Annotated in this window: 15 protein-coding genes and 2 pseudogenes; 8 read left to right on the top strand and 9 right to left on the bottom strand. The window is 44.6% G+C overall.

Annotated elements, in window-relative coordinates; all coding sequences use genetic code 11:
- Nucleotides 1–58 precede the first annotated feature (58 nt).
- Both KI743_RS22900 and asnB read left to right on the top strand, forming a co-directional pair.
- Entirely contained in the window at nucleotides 59–1,645 is a 1,587-nt protein-coding gene (locus tag KI743_RS22900; RefSeq protein WP_285468390.1) for a cation:proton antiporter family protein, read from the top strand.
- A gap of 233 nt (nucleotides 1,646–1,878) precedes the next feature.
- A complete protein-coding gene (gene asnB, locus KI743_RS22895; protein ID WP_032551843.1) occupies nucleotides 1,879–3,543 on the top strand; it encodes an asparagine synthase B in 1,665 nt (554 codons plus the stop codon).
- Nucleotides 3,544–3,617: 74 nt separating this feature from the next.
- On the opposite strand, the gene rfaH is transcribed toward asnB, so the two are convergent.
- Nucleotides 3,618–4,136 carry a transcription/translation regulatory transformer protein RfaH gene (rfaH, locus tag KI743_RS22890; protein ID WP_032551842.1) on the bottom strand — a complete coding sequence of 173 codons (519 nt, stop codon included), beginning with the start codon at nucleotides 4,134–4,136 and terminating at the stop codon, nucleotides 3,618–3,620.
- A gap of 438 nt (nucleotides 4,137–4,574) precedes the next feature.
- Between rfaH and KI743_RS22885 the strand changes: the two genes are divergently transcribed.
- The gene (locus KI743_RS22885; protein WP_150869072.1) at nucleotides 4,575–5,966 is read left to right on the top strand and encodes a peptide MFS transporter; all 1,392 of its coding nucleotides are present in this window, start codon (nucleotides 4,575–4,577) and stop codon (nucleotides 5,964–5,966) included.
- 84 nt (nucleotides 5,967–6,050) lie between these two features.
- On the opposite strand, the gene hemH is transcribed toward KI743_RS22885, so the two are convergent.
- From hemH to htpG, 3 genes are all read right to left on the bottom strand, one after another.
- A complete protein-coding gene (gene hemH, locus KI743_RS22880; RefSeq protein WP_285468389.1) occupies nucleotides 6,051–7,013 on the bottom strand; it encodes a ferrochelatase in 963 nt (320 codons plus the stop codon).
- A gap of 219 nt (nucleotides 7,014–7,232) precedes the next feature.
- Nucleotides 7,233–7,877 carry an adenylate kinase gene (gene adk, locus KI743_RS22875; RefSeq protein WP_032551838.1) on the bottom strand — a complete coding sequence of 215 codons (645 nt, stop codon included), beginning with the start codon at nucleotides 7,875–7,877 and terminating at the stop codon, nucleotides 7,233–7,235.
- Between the two features lie 354 nt (nucleotides 7,878–8,231).
- Entirely contained in the window at nucleotides 8,232–10,136 is a 1,905-nt protein-coding gene (gene htpG, locus KI743_RS22870; protein ID WP_285468387.1) for a molecular chaperone HtpG, read from the bottom strand.
- A 272-nt stretch (nucleotides 10,137–10,408) separates the two neighbouring features.
- On the opposite strand from htpG, the pseudogene KI743_RS24680 reads away from it, so the two are divergent.
- The 4 genes and pseudogenes from KI743_RS24680 to KI743_RS22855 all read left to right on the top strand — a co-directional run.
- Nucleotides 10,409–10,781: pseudogene (locus KI743_RS24680) on the top strand (transcriptional regulator); the annotation flags it as partial.
- Between the two features lie 164 nt (nucleotides 10,782–10,945).
- Nucleotides 10,946–11,314: pseudogene (locus KI743_RS24675) on the top strand (transcriptional regulator); the annotation flags it as partial.
- Between the two features lies 1 nt (nucleotide 11,315).
- Nucleotides 11,316–11,831: a regulatory protein ToxS gene (locus tag KI743_RS22860; protein WP_032551835.1), complete on the top strand. Its 516-nt coding sequence runs from the start codon at nucleotides 11,316–11,318 to the stop codon at nucleotides 11,829–11,831.
- A gap of 108 nt (nucleotides 11,832–11,939) precedes the next feature.
- On the top strand, nucleotides 11,940–12,245 hold the full coding sequence (locus tag KI743_RS22855) for a SelT/SelW/SelH family protein (protein WP_150869077.1): 306 nt from the start codon (nucleotides 11,940–11,942) through the stop codon (nucleotides 12,243–12,245).
- A 54-nt stretch (nucleotides 12,246–12,299) separates the two neighbouring features.
- On the opposite strand, the gene yfcE is transcribed toward KI743_RS22855, so the two are convergent.
- Genes yfcE through KI743_RS22830 form a run of 5 tightly spaced genes read right to left on the bottom strand, consistent with a single transcriptional unit; the run spans nucleotide 12,300 to nucleotide 15,206 of the window.
- Nucleotides 12,300–12,845, bottom strand: coding sequence for a phosphodiesterase (yfcE, locus tag KI743_RS22850; RefSeq protein ID WP_285468384.1), 546 nt, complete (start codon nucleotides 12,843–12,845; stop codon nucleotides 12,300–12,302).
- A 44-nt stretch (nucleotides 12,846–12,889) separates the two neighbouring features.
- A complete protein-coding gene (locus tag KI743_RS22845) occupies nucleotides 12,890–13,300 on the bottom strand; it encodes a CBS domain-containing protein (protein WP_032551831.1) in 411 nt (136 codons plus the stop codon).
- A complete protein-coding gene (locus tag KI743_RS22840; RefSeq protein WP_032551830.1) occupies nucleotides 13,297–13,647 on the bottom strand; it encodes a P-II family nitrogen regulator in 351 nt (116 codons plus the stop codon). The genes KI743_RS22845 and KI743_RS22840 overlap by 4 nt, the downstream gene beginning before the upstream one ends.
- Entirely contained in the window at nucleotides 13,648–14,475 is an 828-nt protein-coding gene (locus KI743_RS22835) for a DUF1538 domain-containing protein (RefSeq protein ID WP_285468383.1), read from the bottom strand.
- Nucleotides 14,472–15,206 carry a DUF1538 domain-containing protein gene (locus KI743_RS22830; RefSeq protein ID WP_032551829.1) on the bottom strand — a complete coding sequence of 245 codons (735 nt, stop codon included), beginning with the start codon at nucleotides 15,204–15,206 and terminating at the stop codon, nucleotides 14,472–14,474. The genes KI743_RS22835 and KI743_RS22830 overlap by 4 nt, the downstream gene beginning before the upstream one ends.
- Nucleotides 15,207–15,508: 302 nt before the next feature.
- Here KI743_RS22830 and KI743_RS22825 point away from each other — a divergent pair, with 302 nt between their 5' ends.
- Nucleotides 15,509–16,423, top strand: coding sequence for a TIGR01777 family oxidoreductase (locus KI743_RS22825; protein WP_150869082.1), 915 nt, complete (start codon nucleotides 15,509–15,511; stop codon nucleotides 16,421–16,423).
- The last annotated feature ends 24 nt before the right edge of the window (nucleotides 16,424–16,447 follow it).

The following is a 16,447-nucleotide window of genomic DNA, read 5'->3' as shown; positions in this document are numbered from 1 at the left end:
GCCGTGTTTGGATAAACACGGCCCGTTTTTATAAGCTAGGGAACAACAACTACAAGTTATGGAACTTATATTATTATCCGCTGCATTTATTGCAGGCTTTATCTCTTTAAAGTGTCAACTTCCCCCACTCGTTGGCTTCCTCATTGCTGGCTTTGCGCTTAACGCGTTTGGTTTTGAAAGTAATGACACCATCGTGACTCTTGCCGACCTCGGCGTAACCCTGTTGTTATTTACGATTGGCCTTAAGCTAGATATCAAAACCTTGCTATCCAAAGAGATCTGGGCTGGCGCAACAGTGCATAACCTGCTTTCTACCCTCTTTTTTGCACTGGCTCTGTTTGGCTTTAAACTACTTGGGATCTCTTCCCTTGCGGCAATGTCGAACGAACAGATCATCTTATTAGGTTTTGCCCTCTCCTTCTCTAGTACGGTTTTTGCAGTCAAAACCCTTCAAGAGAAAGGTGAAATGAATGCCACCTACGGTACTCTGGCGATCGGCATCTTGGTTATGCAAGATATCTTCGCAGTGGTATTCCTAACGGCTTCTACCGGTAAGATCCCTGAATGGTATGCCATTGCCCTATTTGCACTTCCTCTACTGCGCCCACTCTTCTACAAAGTACTCGACTGGGTAGGCCACGGCGAAATGTTGGTGCTGTTTGGTATCTTCTTCGCCCTCGTCGTTGGTGCTGGCTTGTTTGATCTTGTTGGTGTAAAGGCAGACCTTGGCGCACTTATTTTGGGTATGCTGCTTGCCGGACACTCAAAAGCATCAGAACTGTCCAAATCTCTATTTAATCTAAAAGAGCTATTCTTAGTTTGCTTCTTCCTCAATATCGGTCTGTCTGAGCAGCCAACTATTCAAGGCTTTATGCTGGCAATCTTGTTCTTACTGCTATTGCCAGTTAAAGGCTTCCTCTACTTCTGGGTACTCAACTTCTTCAAATTTCGCGTCCGCACCTCGCTACTTGCGTCGCTTTCTCTATTCAACTTCAGCGAATTCGGCCTGATCGTTGGTGGTCTTGCATTTAAGATGGGATGGATGTCTGGCGATATCTTGGTCGCAGTCGCAATTGCTGTATCTCTCTCTTTCTTGATTGCAGCGCCACTCAATCGCGCTGGACATAAACTGTATCAACAGTCTGGTAAGTGGCTAAAAGAGCACGCGGCAGAAAAGCTCAATCAGCGTGACAAGCGAATTGACCCAGGGCATGCCCAAGTATTGATTCTTGGCATGGGTCGAATCGGTACCGGTGCTTATGATGAACTCCGCGCTCGTTACGGAAAAGTCAGCCTAGGGGTAGAAGTAAGAGAAGATGCAGCTCATAGCCATCGTAGCCAAGGCCGCAACGTTATCTCAGGCGACGCAACCGACCCGGATTTTTGGGAACGCATCTTAGATACCGCGAATGTGAAGCTGGTTATCCTGGCGATGCCTCATCACCAAGGTAACCAAACAGCTCTAGAACAACTCAAAGCGCGTAGCTTTAAAGGTCAAATTGCTGCTATCGCCGAATATTCAGATCAGTTAGAAACGCTTAAAGAAAACGGCGTTGACGCTGCATTCAACATTTATAGCGAAGCGGGTAGCGGTTTTGCACGTCACGTATGCGAGCAACTCAACCCTAACATCATGAAAATGTAGTCTTTGACTCCAGCCACTCCCTCTTATTTTCGATCAAATATTGTCGATAATTTGAGAGGAGTGGCTAAAAATCACACCATATTTAAACCCCATCAATCAAAACCTCACTTAAATTAAATATTTTTTAATAGAACCCTCTTTATATAATTTTTTTCATCATACCCGGTTGCATTTTTTAACCAGAATGGCAAATTGAATGCAGTTGATTTGGAAATGATTTGAAAGGAAGTTCTATGTGTTCAGTATTTGGCATTCTTGATATTAAAAGTGATGCTGCAGCACTTCGCCCTGTTGCTCTAGAGATGTCTAAAAAACTCCGCCACCGTGGCCCAGACTGGTCTGGTATTTACGCAAGCGATAAAGCAATTCTTGCTCACGAGCGTCTAGCTATCGTCGGCCTAAATAGCGGTGCACAGCCTCTATACAGCCAAGACAAAAAACACATCCTGGCGGTAAACGGCGAAATTTATAACCACAAAGAACTTCGCGCTCGTTACCAAGATAAATACGAATTCCAAACGGATTCTGACTGTGAAGTAATCTTGGCACTATACCAAGAGCTAGGTGCAGACCTGCTTGAGGAGCTAAACGGTATTTTTGCATTCGTACTGTACGATGAAGAGAAAGACGAATACCTAGTTGGTCGTGACCACATCGGTATCATCCCTCTATACCAAGGTTACGATGAGCACGGTAACTACTACGTTGCTTCAGAAATGAAGGCACTAGTGCCAGTATGTAAAACAGTGAGCGAATTCCCTCCTGGTTGTTCATACGGTTCAAAAGATGCTGAACCTCAACGCTACTACGTTCGTGACTGGAACGAATACGCAGCGGTACAAGGTAACTCAACCAGCAAGGAAGAGCTGACAGAAGCGTTAGAAGCTGCGGTTAAACGCCAACTAATGACTGACGTTCCTTACGGTGTACTTCTATCCGGCGGCTTGGACTCATCTATCACATCTGCAGTAGCGAAGCGCTTTGCGGCAATGCGTATCGAAGACGATGAGCAGTCTGAAGCTTGGTGGCCACAACTGCACTCTTTCGCTGTTGGCCTTGAAGGCGCGCCTGACTTAGTCGCTGCTCGTGAAGTTGCTGACAAGATTGGTACGGTTCACCACGAAATGACCTACACAATCCAAGAAGGTTTAGATGCGATTCGCGATGTTATCTACCACATTGAAACTTACGATGTGACCACCATCCGTGCATCTACTCCAATGTACCTACTTGCTCGTAAGATCAAAGCGATGGGTATCAAGATGGTACTTTCTGGTGAGGGTGCGGATGAGATCTTCGGTGGCTACTTGTACTTCCACAAAGCACCAAACGCAAAAGAGTTCCATGAAGAGACAGTACGTAAGCTTCTAGCTCTGAACATGTTTGACTGTGCTCGTGCTAACAAATCTCTAGCAGCTTGGGGTGTTGAAGGTCGTGTACCTTTCTTAGATAAAGAATTCATTGATGTTGCAATGCGTCTAAACCCAGAAGATAAGATGTGTGGTAACGGTAAGATGGAAAAACACATCCTACGTGAGTGTTTTGAACACTACCTACCAGATTCTATCGCTTGGCGTCAGAAAGAGCAGTTCTCAGATGGTGTAGGCTACGATTGGATCGATACTCTGAAAGCAACAGCGGAAGCGAAAGTAACCGACCAGCAAATGGAAACAGCGAAATTCCGTTTCCCATACAACACGCCAACAACCAAAGAAGGTTACGCTTACCGTGAGATCTTTGAAGAGTTGTTCCCGCTAGAGTCTGCAGCAGAGTGTGTACCTGGTGGTCCATCTGTAGCATGTTCATCTGCGAAAGCGATTGAGTGGGATGAGTCATTTAAGAACAATGCTGATCCTTCAGGTCGTGCTGTTAAAGCAGTTCACAACGACTCTTACTAGAAACCAGCATTCTAGAAAATCAAAAAAGGCGCTCATAGCGCCTTTTTTTATTATCCAATGATTCGAAAGTCAGATTAGATACGCGCTGCTAGTGCTGCATTCTCAATGCTCACCGGAACCACTTGACTGATCATCTGTACCAGCATTATGGAGCGTGCTTCACCATCTTTTTCATGGTAAACCGCCTTGATACCTGCAAACTGACCACTGCAGATCTCAACCACATCACCTGCTTGATAGTCTGGACACAACTGCGGACAATCATCCACTGGGTAGCCCTGACACTCTCGTTCAATCTGCTTCAGTTCGTAAATCAGATCACCTTGGACCTCATGTGGCATCGCGCCAAATTTTATGAAATCCACCACGCCTCGTGTTGAACGCAACGTAGTAAAGCTTGGGCCCTGTTCATAGTCAAATCGAACAAAAATGTAAGAAGGAAACAGCGGCTCTTTGACACGCTTCTTTTTTCCTCTAACAACTTTTTCGACTTCAAGTTGAGGATAGAAACACTCTACCCCCTGATTTTCCATATGCTGCTTCGCTCGGAGTTGCTCTCCTCGCTTACAGTAAAGTAGATACCAACGTTTCATTTTCCTAGCCATTTTGTATTTTTTTTACATCTTAACATAGCCAAATTCGGATTAACTCACGTTAATGACATGAATTGCCTATCGCTAACAAATATTGCGGAATAGACCAATTAATCAACAAAAATAACTTTATCGATAACCACAACCCTAACTATACAGTAAAGCGTACCTAAAAATACAGAGCAAAATACATACGCTTACAAATCACAAATTGTTACTTACAAGCTAAAAAGCCATCAATAACACCTTGTTCAATAATGGAAAATTAGTTTGCAGCACATAAATACCGTCCAACATTTCCAATAAAACCAAACTAAATCATCTACTTAACAAATTTTAATTGTCATCACTATAAAAACACCCTATTGCAGCTTTTTATCTGGGTATGTATACATGAGTGACTATAAAATCTTTTAATATCTAAAATTAGTAAAACTTATGCCAAACACACACAACATCTTCGGCCATCCAAGAGGGCTGTTTCTACTCTTTAGTACAGAGCTGTGGGAGCGCTTCTCCTACTATGCAATGCGTGCCATCCTTGTTCTATTTTTAACAGATACCACCATCAATGGCGGTCTAGGTTGGTCAACCAAAGATGCACTGGATCTTTATGGTATCTACACCGGTCTTGTTTACATTACCCCACTTATTGGTGGTTGGATTGCAGACAACTACCTAGGTCAACGTAAATCTATTCTCATTGGCGGCGTGTTGATGGCATTGGGCCAATTCACTTTAGCACTACCTAACGGCTTTATGGGATTGGACCAGGTGAGCGCACTTTACCTTGGCTTGGCTCTGCTGATCAGCGGTAACGGCATGTTCAAGCCAAACATCTCAACTATGGTTGGCGACCTTTATCAAGAAGGTGACAACCGTCGTGACGGCGCATTTACTATTTTCTACATGGGCATCAACCTAGGAGCACTGCTGGGTGGTCTAATTTCTGGTGCGGCTGTGGATTCATATGGTTGGAAAGCCGGTTTCCTTGCTGCAGGTATCGGTATGGTCATCAGCCTTGTTATGCAAATGACAATGGCCCAATCTTGGTTAGGCGATATCGGCTCCGTACCAGCGGCTGCTCGTGCAAAAGCGCTAAGCAAATCGAAAGAAAAAGCGCCACTGACCAAAGAAGAGTTCGATCGACTAAAAGTTATTTTGATCATGGGTCTGTTCGTGATTGTTTTCTGGGCTGGCTTTGAACAAGCGGGCGGACTAATGAACATTTACACTCAGCAATACACTGACCGTATGATTGGCGATTTTGAGGTACCAGCTGCTTGGTTCCAATCTCTAAACCCATTCTTCATTATTACGCTAGCACCAATTATCGCTGCATTTTGGGTGAAACTAGGCAAGCGTGAACCAAACTCACCAGTCAAGTTTGCTATGGCACTATTCTTCTTAGCTCTTGGCTTCGTTTGTATGATCGGTGCTGTTATGGAACAAGGTGGCGATCTGAGCGTTAAGACCTCAATGCTATGGTTAGTTGGCGCGTTCTTCTTCCATACTCTTGGTGAGTTGTGCCTATCGCCGATTGGGCTATCACTAGTAACGAAACTGGCTCCTCTTCGCCTCGCTTCTTTGATGATGGGTGCATGGTTCGGTTTCAATGCGATCGCAAACTATGTAGCTGGTCTAGTGGGTTCTCACGTCGGTGAGCTAGGTGCAATGGCTATCTTTAGTGGTATTGCTATCTCAGCAACGATTAGCGGTGTGATTCTACTTCTTTGTGCGAATAAGCTGGTTGCGTGGATGCATGGTGTCGAAGGCAACCCTGTGAATACCGAGTCAGAAGAGACTAGTGCACAAACTTCGCTAGCTTAATACTAGACTCAACAAACAGAAGATAAATAAAAAGGAGTGGCTCTGTGAGTCACTCCTTTTCTGTTTTTCAATAATGCCGTTTAACTATCGATGCATCTCGACGAGTTCTGCCATCATTTGGATATGTTCATCATTGTCGTTGAGACACTTAATGTAACTGAAGGCTTCGCCACCAGCTTCAATGAAAGTCTCTTTACATTGATCAGAGATCTCTTCCAATGTTTCCAAGCAATCTACAGAAAACGCTGGAGCCATAATGTCGAGCTTCTTAATACCTTGCTTTGGCAACTCTTCTAACGTTTCGTCGGTATATGGCTTAAGCCACTCTTCACGACCAAAGCGCGACTGATACGTCATGGTAATCTTGTCTACAGACAAACCAAGCTCTTGAGCTAACAACTCGGTTGTTTGCTCACAATGTTGAGGATAAATGTCGCCTTGGTCAGCCAAACGCTTCGGAATACCGTGGAAAGAACAAACAAGATGGTCACCTTGCCCATTTTCACGCCAATGCTTTCTCACACTCTCAGCCAGAGCTTTAACGTAGCTTGGGTGACTGTAGTAATCACGGATAAATCGGTAGCCCGGTATCACTGGCAGTTGCTTGAACGCTTTGGTCAGTCCGTCAGAAACAGCAGCTGTCGTTGTACCAGAATATTGAGGGTAAAGTGGCAATACAATGACCTCTTCGACACCTTGCGCCATCAAGGCTTCAATACCTGATTTTAGGCTTGGGTTGCCATAAGTCATACCAAGCGCGACTGGCATCTGCAATTTATCTTGTAGCTTAGCGACCTGACGTTGGGAGTAAACCAACAAAGGCGACCCTTGGTCCATCCATACAGATTGGTAGAGCTTTGCAACTTTAGGTGAGCGGATTGGTAAGATCACGCCATGAAGAATCGGGCACCAAAGCCAGCGAGTGAGGCTCACAACTCGCTTGTCATGCAGAAATTCGCTTAAAAAACGGCGCACAGCTGCAGGAGTTGCTGCATCAGGTGTCCCTAAGTTCACCAACAACACACCCTGCTTCTTTTTATTTTCCATAGATACCTGAGACCATTAATGAAATTTGGAAAGCTTTATACTCAGCCAGTTACTCTTGGGATCACCTTGATATGCCTATTCAGATTCCCAGCTCGTTTTGTGTAATCTAACAACCACTTTAGCGATTACATAATCGAACCTGACTGAGCATCAATATAAAAAAAGCGACCTAACCGGTCGCTTCCAATATATCAAATTATAAAACTGGCTGTTAGCCAATTATGCTAGTGCTTTCTCAAGTTCTGCACTAACTTCAGCAACTTGCTTAGTACCGTCGAATTTAAGGTACTTAGTGTTACCCGCTTCAGCTTCTTTACCGTAGTAAGCGATAAGTGGTGCTGTTTGCTCATGGTAAACACCTAGACGAGCACGAACTGTTTCTTCTTTGTCGTCATCACGTACAACTAGCTCTTCACCAGTTACGTCATCTTTACCTTCTTCTTTAGGCGGGTTGTACACAACGTGGTATGTACGGCCAGAAGGAAGGTGAGCACGACGACCAGCCATACGCTCAACAATCACATCATCAGCTACGTCGAATTCAACAACGTAATCTACAGCGATACCCATCTCTTTTAGGCCATCAGCTTGTGGGATTGTGCGTGGGAAACCGTCAAGTAGGAAACCTTTTTCGCAGTCATCTTGAGCGATACGCTCTTTGATTAGACCAAGGATAATTTCATCAGAAACTAGCTGACCAGCGTCGATTACTGATTTAGCTTGCTTACCAAGCTCAGTACCCGCTTTGATAGCAGCACGTAGCATGTCACCAGTTGAAATTTGAGGGATACCAAATTTGTTCATGATGAAGTTTGCTTGAGTGCCTTTACCCGCGCCAGGAGCACCTAGAAGAATGATGCGCATGTTTAATCCTCTTATAAAATTATGATTTATACCGAAGCTCACTATTTGATTTCACAGTTGACGAATAGAGTTCAAAAACTGCAAAAATAAGCACAACGGTAAGTTTCGGTATAACGTTTGAAAATCATACAGGTAGAAACCAATTTAACGATTGCTACCCGATTAGGTCGAGCATTCTACCACATTAATATTCATTATGGCTGAATTTAAGACTAAAGAATGTAAGGTTGAAGATCGATGCCCCGCTCCTTGCTATTTTTTAACCTAATGACGACCGTTCAACGACGTTCATTAAAAAAGCCCGCATTTGCGAGCTTTTTAATACAATTAAATTTTTAGCCCAAAGTCGAAAGCTTAGCGTTTCGACAACAGTTCATTGATTGCACCCAAGAACTGTGATGGATCTTCCATTGAGCCCTTCTCTGCCAACATTGCTTGACCAAGTAGAAGCTCAACCCAGCGACCAAACGCTTGTTCGTCCGCTTCATCAGCCATTTGCTTAACAAGCGCATGTTCAGGGTTAATCTCGAAAATGTATTTCACTTCAGGTGCCGCCTGACCAGCAGCTTCAAGAAGCTTCGCCATTTGCGTACCCATTTCGAAATCATCGGTAACAACAACTGCAGGTGTGTTTGCCAGCTTGAACGTTGTACGAACCTCTTTAACACGATCACCTAGGTAAGATTGAGTGCGCTCGATAACAGACTTGAACTCTTCTTCTGTCTCTTTCTGCTTCTCTTTCTCTTCTTCACCTTCGAACTTGCTTAGATCTAGGCCAGCCTTAGTGATAGATTGGAACTGCTTACCGTCGAATTCAGTTAGGTAGTTCATCAAGAATTCGTCGATACGATCAAACATCAGTACCACCTCAATCCCTTTCGCTTTAAATTGCTCTAGGTGAGGACTGTTCTTCGCTGCTGTGTAGCTGTCTGCCGTCAAGTAGTAGATCTTATCTTGACCTTCTTTCATACGCTCAACGTAAGACGCTAGGCTGATTGCCTGTTCAGAAGAGTCCACTTCCGTTGAAGCAAAGCGCAGTAGGCCGGCAATCTTCTCTTTGTTTGCCATGTCTTCTGCTGGGCCTTCTTTCATTACTAGGCCAAACTCTTTCCAGAACTCTAGATACTTGTCGTTATCGTTCTTCGCCATACGCTCAAGCATCGTCAGTACGCGCTTAGTACATGCGCCACGTAGAGACTGAGTTACCTTGTTGTCTTGTAGGATTTCACGAGAAACATTCAAAGGTAGGTCATTCGAGTCAATCAAGCCGCGTACAAAACGCATGTAAGATGGCATGAACTGCTCAGCGTCATCCATGATGAATACACGCTGTACGTATAGCTTTAAACCACTCTTATGATCGCGGTTCATCATATCCCATGGTGCTTTCGATGGGATGTAAAGCAGGCTTGTGTAGTCGTTCTTACCTTCTACTTTGTTGTGGCTCCAAGTGAGAGCGTCAGCAAAGTCGTGAGAAACATGCTTGTAGAACTCTTGGTACTCTTCTTTAGTAATGTCTGACTTATTGCGAGTCCATAGAGCTTGAGCTTTGTTGATTTGCTCCCACTTCTTCTCTTCGGTGTCTTTACCTTCGTCATCTTTGACTGCGGTTAGAATCGAAACTGGGATGCCGATATGGTCAGAGTATTTGCTGATTACATCGCGTAGACGCCATTCATTTAGGAATTCTTTACCTTCGTCGCGCATGTGAAGGATGATGTCAGTACCGCGAGACTCTTTTGAGATGGTCTCAATTGTGTACTCACCTTCACCCGCAGAGTGCCATTGAACCGCTTCGTCGTTCGCTAGGCCAGCAGCGCGAGTACGGACAGTTACTGCGTCCGCAACGATAAATGCCGAGTAAAAGCCAACACCAAATTGACCAATCAACTGAGAGTCTTTGCTTTGGTCTTCAGAAAGCTTAGAGAAAAAGTCTGCCGTGCCTGATTTTGCAATCGTACCTAAATGCTCGATCACATCTTCGCGGCTCATACCAATACCATTATCAGAGATGGTTAGGGTATTTGCGTCAGCATCGAAAGAAAGCTTCACGCCAAGATCAGCATCGCCTTGGTACAAATCACCGTTTGATAATGCTTGGAAACGCAGCTTGTCTGCAGCGTCAGATGCATTTGAGATCAGTTCACGAAGGAAGATCTCTTTGTTTGAATATAGTGAGTGAATCATCAAGTGAAGCAACTGCTTAACTTCTGATTGAAAGCCACGAGTCTCTTTATTTTGCGTTGCTGTTTCGCTCATTTTTACTCCAAAACATCTATACTTTAAACGTCAAAATCGGAAGGATGTTCTGTTTGTCCCCCCAGCATGTTCATTAACATGAGGATGACAATTGTAAATTCAAGGTCAAAAATCATAAAAACACTGTTTTTTTGATCTGTTTTTATTATGCTAAGGATCATAAATATAAAAGAACATAAAAGAATCATGATTTAGATGGAATTGAAGCTGAATTCCTTCGCAATTTGTCTATTTCGCATCCAAAAAACCACTCAAAAACATAGAAGAGTTCAATGAGCAATATCGGCACAAAGTTTATTCTCGCGCAGCGATTTGTATTTGACCCTAATAGTAATTCCCTCGTTGATCAGACCAACGAAGGCGAGATCGTTCGTTTAGGCAGCAATGAAAGCCGCATTCTCCTTATGCTTTCAGAAAGACCGAATGAAGTGATCACTCGAAACGAACTTCACGAATACGTATGGCGTGACCAAGGTTTCGAGGTTGATGACTCAAGCCTAACTCAAGCAATCTCTACGCTGCGTAAAATGCTCAAAGACTCAACCAAATCCCCTGAGTTTGTAAAAACTGTGCCAAAGCGCGGTTACCAGTTTATTGCTACCGTAGAACGTTCAGCGCCGTTTTCATCAAGCGATCAAACCGCTTTAATGGAAAAACAAGAGGTTGCAGCGGAAGCAGTGAGTTCGACACAAACTCCAGTTGAAGAGGCCGTTGAAGCAGCACCTGTTGAGCCAATAGCCTCTCCAACGCCAGCCGCTAAGCCTGAAATTCCTAGCCAAAGTGCTAACGCTAATGCAGCTTCACCTGCTGAAAATAAATGGCTATATCGCGCACTGTGCTTCCTAGCGATTCTACTGCCGATCTTGGTAGTAACTTTCACGAATCCTGCTGAGTCTGAGTTCAGAACATTGACAGAAGTAGACGGCGTTCAGATCCAATCACCAATTAATCACCCAGATTTATCGGGCTGGATTCCTGCGATTGAAAAATGTGTCACGCACTACAATGCAGAGCATGGTGGTCAGCTCAAGCCGACACAGATCATTGCGACTGGCGGCCAAACCAATAACTTGGCTCTTAACTACATCCATGCGCAAGAGTACTCAAGTGAGAACATCACACTAAGACTTTACGCTAACCAAACTGACCTAAGTGAAATTTGTAAGGGTGACCAGTAATATGAAATTAAAAATCTCACTCGCGTTACTCGTAGCTTCTGCACTATTCAGCGGTTGGTTGTATTGGGGCAGCGATGCCAAGGTTGAGCGCCTTTTAACTGCACATGAGTGGCAGTCAAAGATGGTGACTCTCATTACTGAAAACAAGCAAGAAGACACAATAGGTCCACTGCGTAAGGTAGAGCTATCTTCAAATGCTAAGTATCTACCAAACGGTACATATCTAAGAATGTCGATTGTTAGACTGTACGGCACAGAAACCGCACCTGCCAATGTCATCAACATTTCAGAGACTGGACAGTGGGACATCAACGACAACTACTTACTAGTATCACCAACTGAGTTTAAAGATGTGACTTCGGCGCAGCGCCAAGACTTCTCACAACAGCAGCTGGATTTGATCACTCAAGTCATCAAAATGGATGCTGAGCAAAGTAGAAGAATTGATATCGTAAATCCAAAGGCACTGTTATTAACTAGCTTGAACCACGGTTCTACAGTATTGTTTTCTAACTAAGTCACTCAATAATTACGATAAAAAAGGGGCATGACGCCCCTTTTTGCTATCTATGACTGTATATTTGGTAAAACGAACGAATCCATACCATCGATGAGAGAACACGACATGGAACAATCTACTCTTAATCAAGCTTCTGATAAGCCAACAGTCACTATCTATTACTGCCGCCAGTGTAATTGGATGTTGCGCGCTAGCTGGTTATCTCAAGAGCTTCTGCACACCTTTAGTGAAGAGCTTGGCGCAGTAACGCTTTGTCCAGATACAGGTGGTCGATTCGAGATTTTTTGTAATGGAGTACAAATCTGGGACAGAAAAGCCGAAGGTGGGTTCCCTGAAGCAAAAATACTCAAACAGAGAGTTCGTAATATTATTGCTCCAGAGCGAGATTTGGGCCACGTCGATTCAAAATAATCTCAGACCCTGTGTTTCAGACTGGGTTATAAAGTGGCTTAAAAGCGGATTCTCTTACAGAGCGCCGCTTTTCAACACTTCGCCATCGAAACTCACGACCGAAAACAATCCGTTCTCATAGAGACCATAACTGGCTGGGTGGCCATCACGAGGAAAGGTGACAGAGCTTGGATTAAAGATGAAAATTTCATCTTGGTACTCTGCAACTGGGATATGAGTATGGCCATGAGCAATAACGTCACCTGAATTCAATGGCGGACGCTTGTTGGTGTTATACAGATGACCATGGGTCAGAAAGATACGCTGTCCAGTAGGCAACAACACCCACGAGTAATCCATCATCATAGGGAAAGAAAGCAGCATCTGATCCACTTCACTGTCACAGTTACCTCGTACTGCAATAATCTGCGAAGCAAACTCATTTAATTTATCCGCAACAGCTGGAGGATTGTAACCTTCAGGAACTGGGTTTCTTGGCCCATGGTTTAGGGTATCGCCCAATAGCACTAAGTATTGGGCACCGGATGCCTTGTATAGCTTTAGCACTTTTTCAGTCGCTGGTAGCGAACCATGTAAGTCTGAAGCAAAAAATAATTTCACGCGCACATCTCCATAAAAACTATGGGCCTATTGTACGGTTACACTTACTTCACGTCATCCTTCGCCATGCCATTTATCACGATATTATTGTAACTGACCATGCCGATTATTTTTCCCTCTTGAATTACCGGAGCTCGGCTCACACCGAAACGTTCAAACAATCGAGCGCAATACTTAACATTCATATCCGCTGATACACTCAACGCAGGCTTAGTCATGATTTCGTAGATATTAGTCCGTTGCGGCGCTCGATTCTTGGCCAAGACCTGTTTAGCAATATCATTCATCAACACAATACCGTACTCATCACCATCGTGACGTTTATCAACGATGAGCGCTTTGACCTGATGCTGCCTAGCTAACCTGATCGCTTCATCAACGGTGATCAGTCCATCCACAATAATGTAGGTATTCGCCATTACGTCAGCGACGCACATTGTTTGTTGTTCGCTCATAGCTTGTCCTCAACAACCTTGGTTAATGTTTCAACTTGGTGGGCTACGCCGACGGCATCCTCAACGTCGATCTGTACCGCAATCCCCTGTCCCGATTCTTGGTCGAATTCGCCCACCTCACTGATGGTTTCTAGAATATGGCGAGACAAGTGCTCCTCAACGACAAATAAAAGTACGTCTTTCTGAACCTCTAGCGTTAACCCAAAAAATGTTCGCTTTTGATTAAGCCCTTCTCCACGAGCATTGCTGATCACCGTTGCGCCTGTCGCCCCAGCACCGCGCGCCGCATCAAGAACGATGTCCGTCTTACTGTCTTCAACAAAGGCTAAAATGAGTTTGAAACGCATCTACTGCTCCTTATATTCTTGTGGTTGAATTTCTTGTGGCTGAGCTTTCTCAGGTTCTGTCTGCTGTGATTGATTGAGCCATTGAGTGATTTGTGCGTAACACATGACAGAAATAATGGGGAAGAGGCTGGCAAAGGCGATCAAACCAAAGCCGTCTATAACGGGGTTTCGACCAGGCACAGTCGAAGCCAAACCGAGCCCTAATGCGGTAACCAAAGGTACTGTAACCGTGGATGTCGTTACACCTCCTGAATCATATGCCAGGGGCACAATCAGCTTCGGTGCATAAAATGTCTGAATGACCACCACCACATAGCCACAGATAATGTAGTAATGAATAGGATCGCCCGCGACAATCCGATAGCTCCCTAAAGAGATACCAATAGCCACCCCTAACGCGACGGCAATACGTAACCCATTGACGCTAATACTGCCACCAGAGACCTGATTCGCCTTAATTGCAACAGCGATAAGTGAAGGCTCGGCTATCGTGGTACTAAAGCCGATAAAGAAAGCGAAAAGATAGACCCAATAATAGTCGAACCAGCCAAGCTGCTGACCATCACTGAATTTAAAGTTACTTAAAAAGTCTGGAGCCGTCAGCTGCATTGCCATCGTCTCTCCCAATGGGAACAAGGCAAGTTCTAGCCCCATTAAAAAGAGCGTTAAACCCAGTATGACGTAGAAAAAGCCAAGAATGACTCTCATCAGATTGGTAACCGGCTTACGGAGAACGGCCAACTGAAAGCCGAAAATGATAGCGGCAATCGGGATCACATCTGTCACAGTGCCTAAGAATGTATCGAAAAATAGATTCAGACTCATCATGCGATCACCATCCCATATACCATCACAAACATCATTGGCAGTAGAGAGGCGAAGGCAATCAGACCAAAGCCATCAATCATAGGGTTACGGCCTTTTATCGAAGAAGCCAGCCCAACCCCTAACGCTGTTACAAGAGGGACGGTAATAGTTGATGTGGTTACCCCACCCGAGTCATAAGCGATACCGATTATGTTTTCTGGTGCAAATGCTGTCAGAATGACGACGCCCACATAGCCGCCAATGATCATGAAATGGATCGGCCAACCTTTCAGGATACGCAGCACGCCAAGCACGATCGCTAGTCCAACAGAGAGAGCTACTGTGACACGAAGGCCGTTGGCATACTCTTCCATCTCTTGGTTAGAATTAGGAATCACCCCACCTTCTGCTGCGACTTCTGCAGCCTCATCAGCGACCGCTGTCAATGCGGGTTCAGCGATAGTGGTGCCAAAACCCAAACAGAACGCAAAAATCAACAGCCACATGACGCTACCCTTGCGAGCAAACGCCTGTGCCATCGACTCACCAATAGGAAAGAGCCCCATTTCCAATCCAAAAATAAAAAAGGTCAACCCCAGTACAACGAGTAACAGACCACTTAAGATTGAAAATAGATTTGGGAGTGGCTCTTGCAGCACCACCAGCTGAAAGAATGCAATAACAACGACAATGGGCAGCAAATCTCTTAGGCTACCGAGCATGGCTTTCATCAAAGCAAGTATCGCTGTCATCAAATCTCCTTAGCTATCGAGTTAGTGCGAGCAAATTAACCACACAGTGAGTGTCACTTCTCAAATAAGCATGACAAATTATCCTTCGTTGTTATGTGACTCGCATTAAGCACTCAGTAACATATTGAAACATTTTCGCTAAACTGTGAACACAACCACCCACTAAAGTTAACGCGTAATCTATTCCGCTCTTTGCGCTATCACATGAATGAAACCTTATGATCGTTATATAGTTTTCTGCGTATTGGTTGGCAGACTAAAACAAGCCGGGTCTATAATTAATAAATTAAGAGGAGGTTGGTATGAAGATATTGTTGACGGGTGGCACTGGGTTTATTGGCTCAGAATTGATCAAAAGCTGGCAGACAGACGAAGTGACACTGCTCACTAGAGATCCGTCAAAAGCACAGAGCGCACTCAGCCACCTCAATCAAAATAATCTTCACTACATCACATCGTTGGATGAGCTTTCTGATCTGAATAACTTTGACGCGGTAATAAATTTAGCTGGTGAACCCATTGCCGATAAACGCTGGAGCTCACAACAGAAAGAGCGTATCTGTCAAAGTCGTTGGCACATTACCGAGAAAATCGTGGAACTGATTCACGCAAGTACTAACCCACCGAGCGTGTTTATTAGTGGGTCCGCCGTCGGTTATTACGGCGATCAACAAGAACACCCTTTTGACGAGGCTCTGCATGTTTCAGACGATAGCTTCCCGCATAAGGTGTGTGCGCACTGGGAAGAGATAGCCAAGCGTGCTCAATCAGAAAACACCAGAGTCGTGCTACTCAGAACAGGGATTGTCTTGGGAGAACACGGCGGCGCACTAAAGAAAATGCTACTTCCGTATAAGCTTGGTTTGGGTGGGCCGTTAGGTTCAGGTAACCAATATATGCCCTGGATCCACCTTCTCGATATGATCCGAGCAATCAACCACTTGCTCAACACCCCCCACGCTCAAGGCGAATTCAATATGTGCGCCCCTCACCCTGCCACCAACAAACAGTTCAGTCGCACCCTAGCCAAGCAGCTTGGTCGACCACACATCTTATTCACGCCGAAGTGGGCTATGTCATTAATGATGGGCGAATCCTCATGCTTACTGTTTGACAGCATTCGCGCTAAACCAAAGAAACTCACTGAAATGGGCTTTATATTCAGTTACTCAAGAATTGAACCTGCATTGAAAAACTTGTTACAACATCAAGACTAATTCCTTTAACCTAGGGGAAGGTAA

This window comes from Vibrio sp. D420a, assembly GCF_030248625.1.
Lineage (GTDB): Bacteria > Pseudomonadota > Gammaproteobacteria > Enterobacterales > Vibrionaceae > Vibrio > Vibrio fortis_A.
The sequence above is the reverse complement of the archived record's forward strand: the minus strand, read 5'-3'. Positions and strand labels throughout refer to the sequence as shown.